13 protein-coding genes are annotated in these 17,519 nt (G+C 67.1%); 8 read left to right on the top strand and 5 right to left on the bottom strand.

Annotation, left to right across the window (positions count from 1 at the left end):
- The first annotated feature begins 55 nt into the window (after positions 1 to 55).
- From ACSQ25_RS06845 to ACSQ25_RS06820, 6 genes are all read left to right on the top strand, one after another.
- On the top strand, positions 56 to 868 hold the full coding sequence (locus ACSQ25_RS06845; RefSeq protein WP_436104959.1) for a hypothetical protein: 813 nt from the start codon (positions 56 to 58) through the stop codon (positions 866 to 868).
- Positions 843 to 1,199, top strand: a complete 357-nt coding sequence (locus ACSQ25_RS06840; RefSeq protein ID WP_436104958.1) for a YciI family protein — start codon at positions 843 to 845, stop codon at positions 1,197 to 1,199. The genes ACSQ25_RS06845 and ACSQ25_RS06840 overlap by 26 nt, the downstream gene beginning before the upstream one ends.
- A gap of 216 nt (positions 1,200 to 1,415) precedes the next feature.
- Positions 1,416 to 1,784, top strand: a complete 369-nt coding sequence (locus tag ACSQ25_RS06835) for a YciI family protein (RefSeq protein ID WP_436104957.1) — start codon at positions 1,416 to 1,418, stop codon at positions 1,782 to 1,784.
- A 22-nt stretch (positions 1,785 to 1,806) separates the two neighbouring features.
- Complete coding sequence (locus ACSQ25_RS06830) at positions 1,807 to 2,238, top strand: VOC family protein (RefSeq protein WP_436104956.1); 432 nt, start codon at positions 1,807 to 1,809, stop codon at positions 2,236 to 2,238.
- A gap of 19 nt (positions 2,239 to 2,257) precedes the next feature.
- Positions 2,258 to 2,701: a VOC family protein gene (locus ACSQ25_RS06825; RefSeq protein WP_436104955.1), complete on the top strand. Its 444-nt coding sequence runs from the start codon at positions 2,258 to 2,260 to the stop codon at positions 2,699 to 2,701.
- Positions 2,701 to 3,972: an RNA polymerase sigma factor gene (locus ACSQ25_RS06820; RefSeq protein ID WP_436104954.1), complete on the top strand. Its 1,272-nt coding sequence runs from the start codon at positions 2,701 to 2,703 to the stop codon at positions 3,970 to 3,972. Before ACSQ25_RS06825 ends, ACSQ25_RS06820 begins: the two co-directional genes overlap by 1 nt.
- On the opposite strand, the gene ACSQ25_RS06815 is transcribed toward ACSQ25_RS06820, so the two are convergent.
- The 5 genes from ACSQ25_RS06815 to ACSQ25_RS06795 all read right to left on the bottom strand — a co-directional run bounded on the left by ACSQ25_RS06815 (position 3,969) and on the right by ACSQ25_RS06795 (position 14,042).
- Positions 3,969 to 4,784, bottom strand: a complete 816-nt coding sequence (locus ACSQ25_RS06815; protein WP_436104953.1) for a FecR family protein — start codon at positions 4,782 to 4,784, stop codon at positions 3,969 to 3,971. The genes ACSQ25_RS06820 and ACSQ25_RS06815 overlap by 4 nt on opposite strands.
- Positions 4,750 to 8,307 carry a two-partner secretion domain-containing protein gene (locus ACSQ25_RS06810; protein ID WP_436104952.1) on the bottom strand — a complete coding sequence of 1,186 codons (3,558 nt, stop codon included), beginning with the start codon at positions 8,305 to 8,307 and terminating at the stop codon, positions 4,750 to 4,752. Before ACSQ25_RS06810 ends, ACSQ25_RS06815 begins: the two co-directional genes overlap by 35 nt.
- A 23-nt stretch (positions 8,308 to 8,330) precedes the next feature.
- Entirely contained in the window at positions 8,331 to 9,956 is a 1,626-nt protein-coding gene (locus ACSQ25_RS06805; RefSeq protein WP_436104951.1) for a ShlB/FhaC/HecB family hemolysin secretion/activation protein, read from the bottom strand.
- A gap of 188 nt (positions 9,957 to 10,144) precedes the next feature.
- On the bottom strand, positions 10,145 to 12,409 hold the full coding sequence (locus tag ACSQ25_RS06800) for a CHASE2 domain-containing protein (RefSeq protein WP_436104950.1): 2,265 nt from the start codon (positions 12,407 to 12,409) through the stop codon (positions 10,145 to 10,147).
- Between the two features lie 13 nt (positions 12,410 to 12,422).
- The gene (locus ACSQ25_RS06795; RefSeq protein WP_436104949.1) at positions 12,423 to 14,042 is read right to left on the bottom strand and encodes a GAF and HD-GYP domain-containing protein; all 1,620 of its coding nucleotides are present in this window, start codon (positions 14,040 to 14,042) and stop codon (positions 12,423 to 12,425) included.
- Between the two features lie 208 nt (positions 14,043 to 14,250).
- Here ACSQ25_RS06795 and ACSQ25_RS06790 point away from each other — a divergent pair, with 208 nt between their 5' ends.
- Together ACSQ25_RS06790 and ACSQ25_RS06785 are read left to right on the top strand one after the other, a co-directional pair.
- Positions 14,251 to 15,147, top strand: a complete 897-nt coding sequence (locus tag ACSQ25_RS06790; protein WP_436104948.1) for an MBL fold metallo-hydrolase — start codon at positions 14,251 to 14,253, stop codon at positions 15,145 to 15,147.
- On the top strand, positions 15,147 to 17,489 hold the full coding sequence (locus ACSQ25_RS06785; protein ID WP_436104947.1) for an ATPase, T2SS/T4P/T4SS family: 2,343 nt from the start codon (positions 15,147 to 15,149) through the stop codon (positions 17,487 to 17,489). The genes ACSQ25_RS06790 and ACSQ25_RS06785 overlap by 1 nt, the downstream gene beginning before the upstream one ends.
- Positions 17,490 to 17,519 lie beyond the last annotated feature (30 nt).

Genomic DNA, 17,519 nt, shown 5'->3' with positions numbered 1-17,519 from the left:
CGAACGCCCGCCTGCCAAGGCGGGCGTTTTTATTTCTGCTCCCTATTCGTGTCGCATGATCTTCTTCCTGAAACTCTTGCTGGTCCCTTCCCTCATCGCCCTCGTCACCCTGGCCGGCCGCCGCTGGGGGCCCCTGGTGGCCGGCTGGCTGTCGGCTTTTCCCATCGTGGCGGGACCGATCCTGCTGGTGATCGCGCTCGAGCAGGGCAGCGACTTCGCTGCCGCGGCCGCGTCCAATACCCTGCTGGCGGTGCTGGCCATCTTGGTCTTCAGCATCGCCTATGCGCGCTGCGCCCACCTCGGCATGCCGCGCGCGATGACCGCCGCCCTGCTCGCCTACGCGCTGGCCGTGCTGGTGCTGCAGGCCCTCACGCTGCCGCTGTGGGCGGGTTTCGCCGTCGTGGTGCTGGCGCTGCTGGCGGCGCCGCGCCTGTTCGGGCCGGCCCCTGCCCAGGCTTCCACCGGCAAGCCGGCCGGCGACCTTCCCTGGCGCATGCTGGCCGGCGCCGCGCTGGCGCTCGGCGTCACCTATGCCGCGGCCGGCCTCGGCCCGCGCTTGAGCGGCCTGTTCGCGATGTTCCCCGTGATGAGCACCGTGCTGGTCGGCTTCTCGCACCGCGCCAGCGGTCCCGGCTTCGCGGTGGCGCTGCTGCGCGGCATGGTCAACGGGTATTACGCCTTCGCGGTGTTCTGCCTGGTGCTGTCGCTGCTGCTGCGCGTGCAGCCGCCCGGCATGGCCTTCCTGCTCGCCACCGGCGCCGCGCTGGCCGTGCAGCTGGGCGTGCGCTGGCTGCCGCAGCGGCTTAGAATAGTCGCGTTCAACCCAACGAGGAGGTCTTCCGATGCCACACATGCTGTTGATCCATGAACCCGTCGGCCAGCGCGCCACCCGCAGCGAGCCCGAAGGCCGCGCCGTCTACGAGCGCATGCTGCGTTGGGGCGAAGACTTGCGCAGCCGCGGCCTGCTGCTGGGCGCGGAATCGCTGGCCTCGCAGGACAAGGCGGCGCGCGTGACGGTCCCGAATGGGAAGGCACGCATCGTCGACGGTCCGTTTGCCGAGGCGAAGGAGATGGTGGGCGGCTTCTTCCTGGTCGACGTCGACAGCCGCGAGGAGGCGATTGCGCTGGCGCAGCAGTGCCCGGCGGCCGAATGGGCGACGGTCGAGGTTCGGGGGCTGGCGCCCTGTTTCGACCGCTAACGGCCTGCAAGCAAACTTGGGTTCCGGCCTTCGCCGGAACGACGGTTCGTGAGCTAGTGGTAGAAGCCGAGCCGTCATCCCGGCGAAGGCCGGGATCCAAGTTCGTACCGCACCCACAAAAATAATTGTGGCCACGATGTCGAATCCCCGCACTCCCGTTCGTCGTAGCAGATGGAAGCCCACCCCACGCTTCCACCCCACGACAAGGAGACCACCATGCGTTTCATGATCATCGTCAAGGCGACGCCCGACACGGAGGCCGGCATCATGCCCGGCGAGCCGCTGTTCGCCGCCATGACGGAGTACCACCAGGAACTGGCCCGCGCCGGGGTCCTGCTCGACGCCAACGGCTTGCGCCCCAGCAGCGAGGGCTGGCGCATCCGCTACGACGAAGGCCGGCGCAGCAGTACCGACGGCCCCTTCGCCGAAACCAAGGAGCTGATCGCCGGCTATACCCTGATCCAGGTGCGGTCGCGCGAGGAAGCGATGGAGTGGTCGCGCCGCTTCCCCAACCCGCACGGCGAGCACGCCAGGGCCGAGATCGAAGTGCGCCGGCTCTACGAACCGGCCGACCTGCCGTTCTAAACTTCCACGAAAGAAGAAAACCATGAAACAGCAGATCGCCATCACCCTCCCGGTCAGGGATATCGAACGCAGCAAGGCATTCTTCGCCGGACTCGGTTTCGCTTTCGACGACCGTTTCAGCAGCCCGCAGGGCGCCGGCATGATCGTCTCGAAAGACATCACCGTGATGCTGGCTTCCGAAGCCATCGCCCGGACCTTGTGCGCCAAACCGCCGGCCGATCCGCGCACCAGCAGGATTGCGCTCCTGTGCCTGTTCTGCGACAGCCGGAATGAGGTCGATGCCATGGCAAGCAAGGCACTGGCCCTGGGCGCAAGCCTGCCCGAGCCGGTGGAGGACCACGGCTTCATGTACCAGCACGGCTTCGAAGACCTGGACGGGCACATGTGGGCACTGACCTACATCGAGAGCATGCCCCAGCAGCAGGCCGCGCCTGCCGAAGACGCCACCGTTTGACTAAGGAAAGGACAGCATCATGAACAAGCAGATCTACGTGAACCTCCCGGTCAAGGACCTCGAACGCAGCAAGGCCTTCTTCGGCGCGCTCGGCTTCGGCTTCAACCCGCAGTTCAGCGACCAGAACGCCGCCTGCATGATCGTCAGCGACGACATCTATGTGATGCTGCTGACCGAGCCCTTCTTCCAGGGCTTCACCAACAAGCCGATCTCGGATGCGAAGAAGAGCACCGAAGTGCTGCTCTGCCTGTCCTGCGACAGCCGCGCCGCGGTCGACGACATGGCCGCCAGGGCCAAGGCCGCCGGCGGCAGCTGGCCGAACCAGCCGAAGGACCACGGCTTCATGTACCAGCACGGCTTCGAAGACCTGGACGGCCACATGTGGGAGCTGGCCTATATGGAAGGCATGCCCGAGCAGGCGCCCGAAGACGCAGCCGCGGCAGACGCCGACGTCGCGATCTGATGGACGCGCAGGTCGAACGCAGCATCGCCGCCGTCTGGCGCATCGAGTCGGCCAAGATCGTGGCCAGCATCGCGCGCATCGTGCGCGATGTCGGCCTGGCCGAGGAGCTGGCCCAGGATGCGCTGGTGTCGGCCCTCGAGCACTGGCCGCGGCAAGGCATTCCCGACAATCCGGGCGCCTGGCTGATGACCACGGCCAAGCATGCCGCGCTCGACCGGCTGCGCCGCGACCGCCTGCTCCAGCAGAAGCTCGAGCAGATCGGCCTCGACCTCGAAGCACAGGAGGCGCTCATCGTGCCAGACTTCGTCGACAGCCTCGACGCCGCGCGCAACGACGTGATTGGCGACGACTTGCTGCGCCTGATGTTCAGCGCCTGCCATCCGGTACTGTCGCTGGACGCGCGCCTGGCGCTGACTCTGAAACTGCTGGGCGGCCTGTCCACCCAGGAGATCGCGCGCGCCTTCCTGGTGCCCGAAGCGACCATGGCCCAGCGCATCGTGCGCGCCAAGCGGACCCTGGGCGAGGCGCGTGTGCCCTTCGAACTGCCGCCGCCGAACGAGCTGGGCGAGCGCCTCGGCGCGGTGCTGGAAGCCGTCTACCTGATCTTCAACGAGGGCTATACCGCGACCGCCGGCGCGGACTGGATGCGCCCGGCCCTGGTCGAGGAAGCGCTGCGCCTGGGACGGATGCTGGCCGAGCTGGCGCCGGGCGAGCCGGAAGCCCACGGCCTGGTCGCGCTGATGGAACTGCAGGCGTCGCGCATGGCTGCGCGCCTCGATGCCGAAGGGCGTCCGGTGCTGCTGCTCGACCAGGACCGCTCACGCTGGGACGGCGTGCTGCTGCGGCGCGGACTGGCCGCGCTCGAGCGCGCTGCCCGCCTTGGTCTGCCGCGCAGCCCCTACCTGCTGCAGGCCGAGATCGCAGCCTGCCACGCCCGTGCCCACGTCGCCATGGACACCGACTGGCAGGCCATCGCGGCCTTGTACGGGGAACTGGCGCAGGTCCAGCCTTCGCCGGTGGTTGAACTGAACCGCGCGGTGGCGGTCGGCATGGCCGAGGGTCCTGCCGCCGGCCTGGTGCTGGCCGATGCCCTTGCGCTGGACGGCAAGCTGGATGGCTACCACTGGCTGCCGAGCGTGCGCGCCGACCTGCTCGCCAAGCTGGGACGGGTGGAGGAAGCGCGCCGCGAATTCGAGCGCGCCGCCGCCATGACCGCCAGCAGCCGCGAGCGCGACTTGCTGCTCGAACGCGCCCGCGCCCAGCGCTCTTAGCGAACGACGCAGTCGACCGCCGCGCTCTCCTGGCTGGTGCCGTTGCCGGCGCCCGGTCCACCCGAACTGGTGTTGAAGGCCGGCGGAGGCAGGAACTGGATGTTCGGATTGCCCGGCACGATCAACGGCGCCTGGTTCAGGTTCGGCACGTAGCCGAACTGGCCGGCCTGGAAGCCGAGCGAGCCGCCATTGTTGGTTACGATGATGGCGCCGTCGCTGACCGACAGGTGCAGGCCGGGCGGCAGCAGCTGCGCAGGCGCGGCGCCGGCCGGCAGCTTGCCCTGTGGCGCTACCGGCGACTTGCCCTGCGGTGCCGCGTCCGTCGACGACACATAGTGCACGATGAAGGTGGTGCCGCGGATGCCGATGGTGGCGTTCGGCGTCTTGAGCGAGAACTTCTCCTTGTTGCGCTTGCCCATCAGGCCGGTGATCGAGCGCAGGCCGCCCTTCACCAGGCTGTAGCTGGCGCTGTCGTTTTCCGGCTTGCCTTCGTCGAAGGCGAAGTTCTCGACCTTGAACGTGGTCCCCGGGCGCAGCGTGATCTCGCTGTTGTCGATGAACTTGATCTGGGCGTAGGTGTTCTTTTCCGAGACCAGGGTGTCGCCGCTCTCGATCTCGGACTTCAGACCCAGCACCTTGACGCTGCCGTCGGCCTTCTTCGCCATCAGCGGACCGCTCAGGCGCGCCACCACGCCGGCCACCTGCGCGGCCCAGGCCGCGTTGCCGGTCACGCATAGCGCCGCGAACAGCAGCGCGCCCAGCGCCCGCTGGTACAACTTAGTTGCAGTACATTTTTGCAGCTGGTTTTTCATTCTTGACTCCAGTGTTCGTGGCTGCCGCGGGGCCCGCCTGCTTCTCCGACTGCTCCGCCGGCGTGCCTTCGCCGCCATCCTGCATGCCGGCCGTGGCCGGTGCCGCTGCTGGTGCGGGCGGCAGTTTCTCCTGCGCCGGGGTGCGCGAATTGACCAGGGTGACGGTGGTCTGCTGGACCGCGGCCACCGGCTGCTTCGATTCGGCGCCGCCCTGGGCCGGGGCCGGGTTGAACACGACGCACTTCGGATCGGCCGGGTGCGTGCTGCAGTAGCCCGGCTGCGGCAGCACCGCTTCGCAACCGGCCTGGTTCGGGTTCGCCGCGCACTGCGCCAGCGTCGGCAGCAGCACCGCGCATCCCTGCAGCGTCGGGCTGACGATGCACTGTTGCAGGGTCGGCAGCACCGCATCGCAACCGGGCGTCGCCTTGTTCGCCACGCACTGCGACAGCGTCGGCAGCAGTACCGAGCATCCTTGCAGGCTCGGGCTGGCGATGCACTGCTGCAGGGTCGGCAGCACCACCTCGCAACCCGGCGTCGCCTTGTTCACGACGCATTGCGACAGCGTCGGCAGGATGCCGCTGCAGGACGGGTCGTTCTTGTTGATCAGGCAGGCGTCGAACGTGAGCTTGAGCACCTGCGCGCAGCCCTCGATGCCGGGGCTCGCCTTGCAGATCGCCAGGGCCGGGAGGCGTGCGGCGCAGCCGGTGGCGCTCGGGTTGGCCACGCAGGCCAGGAAGGCGGCGCGGTCCAGCACCGGGACGCAGCCGTACACGCCGGCATCGAGGCGGCAGGTTTCCAGCTGCGGCAGCAGTTCGCCGCATCCCGGCGCCGCCGGCGTGGCGATACAGGCGGTGATGGCCTGGCGTTCGGCGATCACCGGCGCGCAGCCATGGGCATTCGGGGTCTTCTCGCAGGTCGCGTAGACCGGCAGCACGCCGGCGCAGGATGGCGCCTTCGGGGTGGCCATGCACGCCGTGATGGCATTGTGCTCGGTGATCACGGGCGCGCAGCCATAGGTGCCCGGCGTTTTCTCGCAGGTTTCGTAGGGCGGCAGCACGCCGGTGCAGGACGGTGCCTTCGGCGTCGCGATGCACTCCCTGACCAGCACCACGCCGCAGCCCAGCCTGTCCGGATTCGTGCGGCAGCTCTGCGGCGGCGGCAACACCCGGCCGCATTGCTCGGCTTCCGGGTTGGCCATGCACGCGCGCGTTGCCTGCTCGATCACGTTGCCGCAGCCCTGGGCGTTCGGGTCGGCAAGGCAGATGTCCAGCGGCGGCGGCAGGCCGGGGTCCTGCGGCGCATTGGTCTTCGTGACCGACAGCTTGCCGGGGGCAACGTCGATGCCGTTCGCCGGGATGACCGTGTCGCCGGCGGTGATCTGGACGCTGCCGGATACCGACTTCACCTGGCCTCCGGCGCCAATCGTGAGCAGGCCCTTATTGTCAGCCAACAGGGTGACGTTGCCGCTGTCGGTGCTGACCGTGCCGTTGATGGTCAGCGGGCTGTGGGTGACCAGGCGGATGTCGCCGCTGCCGGTCCTGACGCCCTGTTGGCCGGTGCTGGTCGGGCCGACGGTCAGTCCGCCGGTGCTCTCGATCGAGATCGCGCCGCCGTTCGCGCTGCCTTCCTGGACCACGTTGCCAACCACGAGGGCGCGGTCGTTCACGATATTGATCGGTGCGCTGCCGGTCGCCGTGTTCGTCGCGTTCATGAGCACGTTGGTGCTGGTGCGCAGGGGACGGGTGGCTTCGCCGATGCCGCCGCGCGACTGCAGCGACAGGACGTTCGACCTGAGTGTGCCCTCGCCCCTGATCGATGCCACGTCCGCCAGGATGGCGACCGGGGCCTCGATCGACTGGTCGACCACCAGGCCGCCGCCGGTCAGCGTAAGATCGTTCTGCGAGGTCAGGCCGGCGCGTTCACCGACGCTGCCGATGCGCAGTTCGCCGGTCCAGCGGAGGCGGAAGCCGGCGCCGGCTGCGGTGCCGGTGGCGACACCGGCCAGGGTCCCGACTTCGTTATTGCCCATCATGGTCACGCTGTTCGCTTCGACCAGCAGTGCCGGGGTCTTGACGATCGCGCTTCCCTGGTGGATGTCGCCGCTGGTGCGCAGCGTGGCCCGGCTGCCGGCAGTCAGGTTCGCCGTGAGCGTGATGCCGCTGCTGCCGGCGCCGAGATCGATCTCGCCCGCGTTCAGGGCACCGTCGATGGCGATGCGGCCGCCGCCGTCGACGCCGATCCTGCGCGCGCCGCCGATCGACGCGCCGCTGCGGACCTGGAAATAGCCGCCCTTCCCATGCTGGGTGGCCAGGAACTGGCTGGTGGCGCCGGTCAGCAGTACCGGTGCGTTGATGTCGATGCTGCCGCCGGTATCGATGAGCAGGTTGCCGGCCAGGCTCAGATCCTTGTCGATCACCACGTGGCCGGTATGGCCGCTGTTGCCGATGTTGATCTCGTAGGCGCCGAAGGCGCCGAGGCGGGCCGGGTCCAGCGCCAGCGCGCCGTTGACCTGGCTGGCGTGCACGAAGATGTCGGTACCGTTGTTGAAGGTATTGAAGGACACGACCGGCTTGACGCCGCCGACGCCGTCGATCATGCCGGCCAGCGTCATGCGCTCGGCCTTCAGGTCGATGTAGTTGGCGCCGTACAGGGCGCTGCCTTCGTTCAGGCTCAGCTGGTTCCCTGCGCGCAGGTCGATGTCGCCGCCCGCCTTGGTGACGCTGCCCTGTTCGAGCACGATGTCGCGGCTGGCCTTCAGGACGATCTTGCCGTCCTGGCCGACCGTCGCGCTGTTGGCGTTGACCACGCCGCGCTGGTTCACCAGGGCGCCGTAGATGCCGACGCGGCCGCCGTTCGCGACCACCTGGCCCAGGTTGATGGCCTGGTCGCCTGGTGCCGACACCACGACGGTCAGGTCGGGATTGCCGGCATCCACCAGCTCGACCCTGCTCCCCGCCGCCAGCATCACCTCGCCGTTGGGCGCCGTGATGACGCCGGCGTTTTCGACGTTCGGCGCCACCAGGAAGACCTTGCCGCCACCTGGCGTCGTGATCGCGCCTTCGTTGCGCACGCTGCCTGCATTCGGACCGGCGGTGAAGGTCTGCTTCCCGGCCAAAAAGTCGGCATCGGTCATGTTCAGCGTCGAAGCCACCAGGCCGCCCACGTCCACGCGGGAGTCGCGGCCGAACAGCACGCCGTTCGGATTGATCAGGAAGACCTTGCCGTTCGACTGCAGCGCGCCGAGGATCTGGCTGGGGTCCTGGCCGACGATGCGGTTCAGCACCGCGCTGTCGCTGCTTTGCTGGATGAAGCGGGTGATCTCGCCCGCATTCACCGAGAAGCTCTGCCAGTTGATGATGGTCCCCGGCGTGTTCGTGATCGAGAACACGTTGCCTTCCTGGGAGAAGCTGGCCTGCCCCGCCACCACTTTCGGCAGCGTGGGCGCGGCCGCGGTGCTGGCAGCGCCGAAGCAGGCGGCGACGCACAGTGCCGCCCTGCTCAGTCGAATGAGTCCGTTCCTCATGAATCGCATTTCATCAACCCCTTCTAATAGGCCAGGCCGACGCGCACGTGCAGCCTGTCCTTGTCGGCGCCGCTGAGTGCGCCCTCTTTCACTACCCTGCCGTAATCGGCCTGCAGGCTGAGCGCGCTGCCCACCGAGAAGCGCAGGCCGAGGCCGGCACCGGCGATCGTAGTGCTGTGCAGTTCGCCCGGCAGCGCCTTGTTGCGCTTGCCGTAGGCGCTGTCGTAGAAGCCCAGCAGGCGGCATTGCCAGCCGCTGCGGCTGCACAGGTTCGGCGTATAGGCCTCGAGATTCAGGCCCAGGCCCGAGTCGAGCGCCAGAGCGCGCTCGTCGAAGCCGCGCACGCTGGTCGAGCCGCCGGCGCCGAACTGCTCGCCCGGCACCAGCGCGTCCGGCGAGTACTGGCCGTTGGCCAGCACGCGGGTCATCCAGCCCTCGCTGCCGAGCGCATGGCTCCATGCGCCGGCCAGGCGCAGCGCGCGGTAGCCGGCCTTGGCGCCGGCGCGCGCCACCGTGAAGTCTTCCTGCTTGCCGCGCGAGCCGCCCGGGATGTTGTGCAGCAGGGTCGCCGCGAAGTTGGCTTCGCCCTTGTCCAGCGCCACGCGGCCCTGGTAGCCGAAGCTGAGCGGACGCACCGTCACGTCATTGCCGAAATCCTGGCCGAAGAACACGACGCTGTTCTTGTAGGCCTTCACTTCCAGACCGAAGATGAAGCGGCCTTCGAGCTCGCGTCCCGAAAGAACGCGCTTGGCCGCGATCCTGGTATAGCGGGCGCCGTAGACCGCGCCGCGGCCGCTGACGGCCAGGTCGAACAGGCCGGCGCTCACCACGCCCGAGTCGACGTCCGAATAACTGGCGTACAGGTCGAGCGCGGCGCCTTCTGCGTAGAGCGGCACGTGGTAGCCCAGGCCCCAGACCGCGACCTGCGAGGGTTCCTCGACCGTGGTCGTGTACTGCAGGCTGGCGACATGGTCGCGGCCCCACAGGTTGGCATGCTGCAGCACCAGGCCGGCGTGGGTCTTGCCGGTCTCGCGGGTGCCGGTGTTATCGAAATTGGCCATGACGGTCCAGGGGCGCTCTTCGACGACGTCGATGCGCGCATTGATCGTCTCTTCCTGCGCCGTCTCGTCCACGTCGCCGCTGCCGAGGCTCAGCTTGAGCTTCCTGGCCGGGTTCTCGTTGGCCAGCTTGAGGTTGGCGGACACCTGGGCCAGGTTGGGCGTCTGGCCCTCGCGCAGCGCCGGCAGGCTGCGGCGGATGTTGGCCTCGCTGAAGCGGCGGTTGCCGTCGATAGTGACCTTGCCGATCCTGGTCTGCAGGACGTTCAGGCGCACCACGCCGCCGTTCAGCTCCTGCTCGGGCAGCTGCACCGTCACCACGTTATAGCCGCGTGCGTGGTACAGCCCTTCGAGCGCTTCCAGGGCACGCTGGACGTCGCCGAAGTCGCGTCCCTTGCCGGTGAAGGGCGCCACCGCACCCTCGATCTCGGCGGCGGACAGCAGCGTATTGCCGGCCACGTCGAAACGGCTGATCTCGAAGCGGACGATCTCGTCCGGGGCGCTGCCGGACGCAGTTTCCTGCGCCCATGCCGCGCTGACGGCCATGGCGAGCATCGAGCCTGCAAGCAGGCGCGCAAAGCGTTGTTTCATCGAATTTGCTAGGTTTGTGTGGTTTTTATCAATGTTTTTGATAGCGGAACAGCCGGAGCGCGGCCATGCTCGTGAAAGTGTAACGAGCTTTTTGTTGCAGTGGAGAAAAATTAAGATAGGAAAGGAAACTTCCCCCACGTAAAGGGGGAAACACCGGACACCGGCGTTGTGGGAATGTCACACCGAGCTTACTTGGTGTCGAAGCTGGTCAAACCATCCCAGTCCTGGCCCGGCGGATGGGCGCGGTAATGCCCGATGCGCTCCCGATAGAGGGCGTACAGGCCGCGCTCCGGGTGGGCGCTTGCCAAGGCGTCGATCGCTTCCCGGGCGGCATCCCAGTCCTGCCGGCGCAGCAGCGCCAGCGCGGCGTCCCACTGCGCCAGCTCGTCGAGGACGGCCGGCGCCAGCTCATGCGGCTTGCCGAGCGGTTCATACATCGCGACCGGTTCGTTCTTGCCCTTCACCCGCACCAGGTCGAGTTCGCGGTAGACGAATTCCGGTGCCGCCAGGCGGGTCGCGGCGCCGACCGCGATGCCGACGCCGTAGACCTTGGTAATGCCTTCCAGGCGCGAGCCGAGATTCACGGCGTCGCCCATCACGGTATAGGCGCGGCGGATCTTCGATCCCATGTCGCCGACGTGCATGGGGCCCGTGTTCAGGCCGATGCCGATCTTCAGTTCCGGCCAGCCGCGCGCCAGGAACTCGCGGTTCAGGCGCGCGGCGCTGGCCTGCATCAGCAGCGAGGTGGCCACCGCGCGGCTGGCGTGGTCGGGGAAGCTGACCGGCGCGCCCCAGAAGGCCATCACGGCGTCACCGATGTACTTGTCGAGCGTGCCCTGGTGGCTGGAGCGGATGTCCTCGGACATCGCGGTGAGGTAGAGGTTGATGTACTCGCGCAGCTCCTTCGGGCTCAGGCCTTCGGAGATGGTGGTGAAGCCGCGCACGTCGACGAACATGACGGTCAGCTCGCGGCTCTCGCCGTCCATGTTGTAGGCTTCCGGGTCCTCGGCCATCTGCGCCACCAGCTCCGGCGCCACGTATTCGCCGAAGCGGCTGACCAGCGCCCTGCCCTTGCGGAATTCGAAGAAGTAACCCCAGGCGAGGTTCAGTACGAACAGGGCGGCGATCAGGAGCAGGCAGATGAAGACGTTCAGGACCGCATCCAATTCGGCGTACATGTAATAGTTTGCCCCGGCCACGGCCACGAAAGCGGCAGCCGCCACCAGCACCGACCAGGCAGGCGACAGCACCGCCAGCGCGACGCTGAGCACCAGTCCGACCACCGCAACCATGACGCTCTCGAGCGCCTGCGCATACCAGGGACGCGTCTTGAAACGCCCGTCCAGCATCGACTTGATCAGGTTCGCATGGATCTCCACCCCGGGATACTGATTGTTCACCGGCGTTGCCCGCAAGTCCTGCAGGCCCGGCGTCGTCGTTCCGACAAGGACGATCGCCCCTTCAAGCACATCTTTCGACGCCTTTCCGCTCAATACGTCGGCCGCGGACACATACCGGAACGCACCGCCGTGCGGCCCGCCGGTGCCGCGGAACTGGACCGTCGCACTCAAGCCCTCGCCGACAGGAAAGCGCACGTTCCCGGCTTTGGAAAACAGCGCAACATGTTCCACGTCACTGGCGTCGCGCTCGTTCGCGGACAGCGTGTCCACGGTCCTGTCGTAGAGCGGCCTGATGGACGTCGCCTGCATGACCGCGGCGACGGTTGCCACCGATAGCGAGGAATAGTAGGCGTCGCCGATCTGGAACAGCAAGGGCGAGGACCGCACCAGCCCATCTGCATCGGGAATCGCGGTGAAGACGCCTGCCCCGGCAGCTGCCTGCTGCAGGCGCGCGATGTTTGCTTCGTAGCCTTTCGTGCCGCGCGCCAGCAATATGCGGCCGTTCAAGTCTTCTTCGGTGAACAAGGGCGGCGGCAACACCCCTTTTGCCTGGTTGTCCGCAAGATTAAAGCCGAGTACCACCGGCTGCCCTTGCAGGGCCTGTGCAAACAGGCCGTCGTAGTCGAGCGCAGGCTTGAGCTGGCCCAGTTGGTGCTGCAGGCCCGGCACGTCTTTCAGTTCGCGCCCGGCAAGGCGCTCCAGTACCTCGTAGCCCGAACTCGTATCCGGCTCGGGAAACGATACGTCGAAACCGACCGCGCCGACCTCGTAGTGGCCGGTCAGCTGATCGACGAGCCTGGCCATCACGTTGCGGCTCCAGGGAAAACGCCCGACCTCGTTCAGACTCTTGCTGTCGATGTCGACGATGACGATGCCTGGATCCGGCTCGAAGGGTTCGAGCCGCATGCGCATGTCGGCAATGATGGTGTCCTGGCGCTCGATCGTGTGGCTGCTCCAGAAGTCGAGCGTGTAGGCCACGGTGATGATGGTCAGCAGCAGCCCGAGCGCCCAGCGCGCACCGTACCGGGAGAATGCCTGGCGAATGCGTTTCATGCGCTGCTATAGCTTAGGGCCGGTAGCCCGGGATCGCCGACTCGTCCACCTCGTCGATCTGGTGCGCATCCATGTTCTTGTGCGCGAACTGCAGGTAGACGCGGTTGCGCACGAAAATGTCGAACAGGTCCGGGTCGATGTGGCCGTTCTGCGCGAACTTGCCGAGGATGTGCAGCGACTCGGACAGCTTCTTGCCCTTCTTGTAGGGGCGGTCGCAGGCGGTGAGCGCCTCGAAGATGTCGGCGATCGCCATGATGCGCGCCTGCACCGACATCTGGTCCTTCGTCAGGCCCTTGGGGTAGCCCTTGCCGTCCATGCGCTCGTGGTGGCCGCCTGCGTATTCCGGCACGTTCCTGAGGTGCTTCGGCCAGGGCAGCGACTCCAGCATGCGCACCGAGACGTCGATGTGGTTGTTGATGATCTTGCGCTCGTCGTCGGTCAGGGTGCCGAAGCGCACGGTCAGGTTGAGCAGCTCGTTCTCGCTGAGGAAGTCCTGCTCCTGGCCCTCGGGCCCGGTCCAGCGGTACTGGGCGATGCGGCGCACGCGCTCCTGGTCCTCGAGCGACATGCCCTCGCCGCCGACGTTGGCGCGGCGCAGGAAGTCGCGGTCGGCGCGCATGCGCGCCAGTTCCGACTGCAGGCGGTCCTCGATCGCCGCGCCGTTCGCGCCCGGCTCGAGTCTGGCGCGCAGCGCACGGATCTCGGCATCGCGCAGCAGCACCTCGAAGCGCGTGTCGACCAGGTGGATGCGGTCAAAAATCGTTTCCAGCTTGGTGGACTTGTCGACCACGTGCACCGGGGTGGTGATTTTGCCGCAGTCGTGCAGCAGGCCGGCCAGCCACAGCTCCTTGCGGTCGGCGTCGGTCATGCGGAAAGCGGCCAGCGGCCCTTCGTCGGTCGCGTGCACCGCCTCGGCCAGCATCATGGTCAGCTCGGGCACGAACTGGCAGTGGCGGCCGGTGTGGGGCGACTTCTCGTCGATGCCGATGTTGATCAGGTTGACCAGCGCTTCCAGCAGGTTTTCCAGCTGCTGGATCAGGAGCTGGTTGGTCAGCGCCACCGCCGCCTGCGCCGACAGCGCTTCGATGAAGCGCTGGTCGGTCTGCGTGAAGGCGCGGATGGTGCCGGTCTCGGGATCCTTGGCGTTGACCAGCTGGAGCACACCCACCAGCTCGCCCTCGTGGTCGGTCATCGGCACCGTCAGGAAGGACTTCGAGTGGTAGCCGAAGGCGGTGTCGAAGCTGCGCATGCCCGAGAAGTTGAACACGTCCGCTTTGTACACGTCCTCGATGTTCACCGACTGGTTGAAGTTGGCCGCATAGGCCGCCACCGAGGCCAGGTTCTTGTTGCCGTAGTTGTCGTAGAGCGGCACCGGGACGATGTCGATCGGCTTGCCGCTCACGCCGCCCTGGTAGATGCCGAGGCTGTCGTTGATCGAGATGTGGAAGCACAGGCTCTTGCGGTCCTCGCTCGGGCGGTACAGGGTGCCGCCGTCGGCGTCGGTCATGTGCTTGGCCACGCGCAGGATACGGTCGAGCAGCGCGCCGGTGTCGTGCGTGTCCCCGAGCGCCACGCTGACTTCGGTGAGCTGGTGCAGGCGTTGCGCGATCTGGGTGGGGTTCAACTCTTGCATGGTAAGTCGGCCGGACCGTATGCATGTGCACACAGCAACTCTTTTGCCAAATGGTAATTCCTTGAAAGTGTAGCTTTGTTACGAGCTCATGTATATGGGATGACACCTTCACTGTTGAAAAATTGCAGGTTTTGGTCTCTTTTGGAAACAAAGCCGTTATGATTCCGTATATTCCAACAACATAAGGCCAGTCCGGCCGGGGGTCCTGATGAAATTCCGCTTCTGGGGGGTGCGTGGTTCCATACCGTCCCCAGGTCCACGCACGGCGCGCTACGGCGGCAACACTACCTGCATCGAAGTGCGCAGCGATGACGGCACCCTGATCATCCTCGACGGCGGAACCGGCCTGTTCCCGCTGGCCCAGCATCTGCTGGCCCAGCCGGTTCATCCGCCGGTCCAGGCCAACATCTTCATCACCCACAGCCACTGGGACCACATCCACGGCCTGCCCTTCTTCACGCCGCTGTTCATCAAGGGCAGCCGCGTGCGCCTGCACGGCGCCCATGATCCGGTGACCGGCAATGGCATCGAACACGTGATGGCGGTGCAGCTCCAGAACAGCTATTTCCCGGTCAGCGAAACCCAGATGGGCGCCACCATCGAATACCGCACCCTGGATATCGGCAGGCCGATCGAGGTCGGCGACACGGTGGTGGACAACGTCCTGATGAACCATCCCGTCACCAACCTCGGCTACCGCATCACCTGCGGCAGCCGCTCGGTGTTCTTCACCGGCGACCACGAGCCCTGGCACAACCCCTACCCGCCGGGCGATTCCGCCTTCGACGCCTACGAAGCCCACCTGGAGGGGCGCCAGCGCGCGATCGACGCCGCCATGCAGGACGTGGACGCACTGATCGTGGACTGCTCGTACACCCGTGAGGAATACCCGTCCAGGGCCGGCTGGGGCCATGGCACCTTCGACGCCGCCATCGAGATGGCGCTGCGCGTCGGCGCGCGCGCCCTGTACTGCACCCACCACGAACCGACCCGCGGCGACGACGAGCTCGAGGCGGCGTTCGCCGCCGTGATGGCGCGCTACCGCGAGCGCCTGGGCAGCCTGGAAGTCCAGCTGGCCTTCGAAGGCCTGGAAGTGGTGCTGTGATGAATCGGCCCACTGTCGACCAGGATGACGCCGCCGGGCAGCTGGCCTTCTTCCAGAAGCTCCAGCGCATCACCAACCGGATCCACGCCACCGCCAGGGTCGAGGAGATCATGCTCGACCTCGGGCTGGATTTCTGTGAACTGCTGGACTGCGACCGCTTCACGCTGTACGCCGTCGCGCCGGACAAGGAGCACATCGTCTCCAAGGTCAAGACCGGCCTCACCACCTTCCGCGAGCTGCGCCTGTCGATCGGCCCTTCCTCGATCGCCGGCTTCGTGGCGGCTTCGCGCCAGCCGGTCCAGATCGCCGACGTCTACGACGAGGCCGAGCTGCGCCGCCTGTCGCCCGAGCTGCATTTCCAGCAGGGAGTCGACCAGCGCACCGGCTACCGCACCCGCGAGATGCTGGTCGCGCCCCTGCTCGACAAGGCCGGCGGGCTGCTCGGCGTGGTCCAGTTCATCAACCATCGCTCCGGCGGCCCATTCCCGCCGCGGGCCATGGAGGCGGTGCGCCAGTTGTGCGAGACCCTGTCGGTGGCGCTCGACCAGCGCCTCGGTTCCCAGCGCATGCGCGGCAAATACGACGCGCTGGTGCAAGAAGCGGTGCTCACCCAGGCCGAGCTGGAAGGGGCCGGCCGCCGCGCGCGCGAGCTGGACACCGACCTCGAAGAAGTGCTGGAAGGCGAGCTGCAGGTACGCCGCGCGGCCATCGGTGCGGCGCTGGCCAGCTTCTTCAAGGTCCCCTACGAGCCCTTCCGCCCCGAGCGCGTCAAGCCGGTGGACCTGCTGCGCAACCTGAAGGCGCAGTACGTCGAGGAAAACGGCTGGCTGCCGCTCGAGGACGGCACGGGCGGACTGGTGGTGATGGCGGTCGATCCCGAGCGCACCGCCGCCAGCCGCATCGTCAGCCAGCTGTTCCCGAAAGCGAAAGTGGCATGGCGCGTCACGACGCGCGCCGAATTCCGCCAGACCCTGGAAGCCTTCTTCGGCACCGGCGCGGCGGCCAGCGAGAGCGTGGGCGAACTGCTGTCGGGACTCGAGGATGACGAGGACTACGAGTCCTCGTCCGACATCTCGGAAGCGGTCGAGAACGAACTGGTGCGCCTGCTGAACAAGGTCATCGTCGACGCCCACCGCCAGGGCGTATCGGACATCCACATCGAACCGCAGCCAGGCAAGGGCAAGACCGGGATCCGCTTCCGCAAGGACGGCGTGCTGGTGCCCTACATCGAGATCCCGTCGAGCTACCGCAGCGCCCTGGTGGCGCGCATCAAGATCATGTGCGACCTCGACATCTCCGAGCGCCGCAAGCCGCAGGACGGCAAGATCCGCTTCCGCAAGTACGGCCCGCTCGACATCGAGCTGCGCGTGGCGACCATTCCATCAAGCGGCGGCGTCGAGGACGTGGTGATGCGCATCCTGCAGGCGGGCGAGCCGATCCCGCTGGCGAAGCTCGGCCTGAGCGACTACAACCTCGCGCGCCTGCTGCCGGCGATCGAAAAGCCCTACGGCCTGTTCTTCGTGTGCGGCCCCACCGGCTCGGGCAAGACCACCACTCTGCACTCGATCCTGCACCACCTGAACACGCCCGAGACCAAGATCTGGACCGCGGAAGACCCGGTCGAGATCACGCAGAAAGGCCTGCGCCAGGTGCAGGTCAACCGCAAGGCCGGCCTGGACTTCGCCAGCGTGATGCGGGCTTTCCTGCGCGCCGATCCGGACATCATCATGGTCGGCGAAATGCGCGACAAGGAAACCGTCAGCACCGGCATCGAAGCCTCGCTGACCGGCCACCTGGTGTTCGCCACGCTGCACACCAACAGCGCGCCCGAATCGATCGTGCGCCTGCTGGACATGGGCATGGATCCCTTCAACTTCGCCGACGCCCTGCTGGGCATCCTGGCGCAGCGCCTGGCGCGCCGCCTGTGCACCGGCTGCCGCCAGCCCTACCATCCGGACGATACCGAAGTCGAGTCGCTGCTGGCAGAATACTGCGAGGACCTGCGCGGCACCGCCACGTTCAAGACCGATCCGCACGCGGCGCGCGAGCGCATCCTGGGCGGATGGCGCGCACGCCACGCCGATGCCGAGGGCCGCTTCACCCTGTACCGCGCGGTCGGCTGTGACGACTGCAACAAGGGCTACCGCGGCCGCATCGGCCTGCACGAGCTGATGCTCGGCACCGACACGGCCAAGCGCCTGCTGGTCGAGCACAGCCGGGTTTCGGCACTGCTCGGCGCGGCCCTCGACGACGGCATGCTGACCCTGAAGATGGACGGGATCGAGAAAGCATTGGCCGGACACACCGATATCAAGATGGTCCGGGCGGTTTGCATCAGGTAGTACCCACAAATTTTCCATTCTTTAGGAGAA

It is taken from the genome of Massilia sp. LjRoot122 (assembly GCF_964252725.1).
GTDB lineage: Bacteria > Pseudomonadota > Gammaproteobacteria > Burkholderiales > Burkholderiaceae_D > Telluria.
This window is presented reverse-complemented; position numbering and strand designations above follow the sequence as displayed.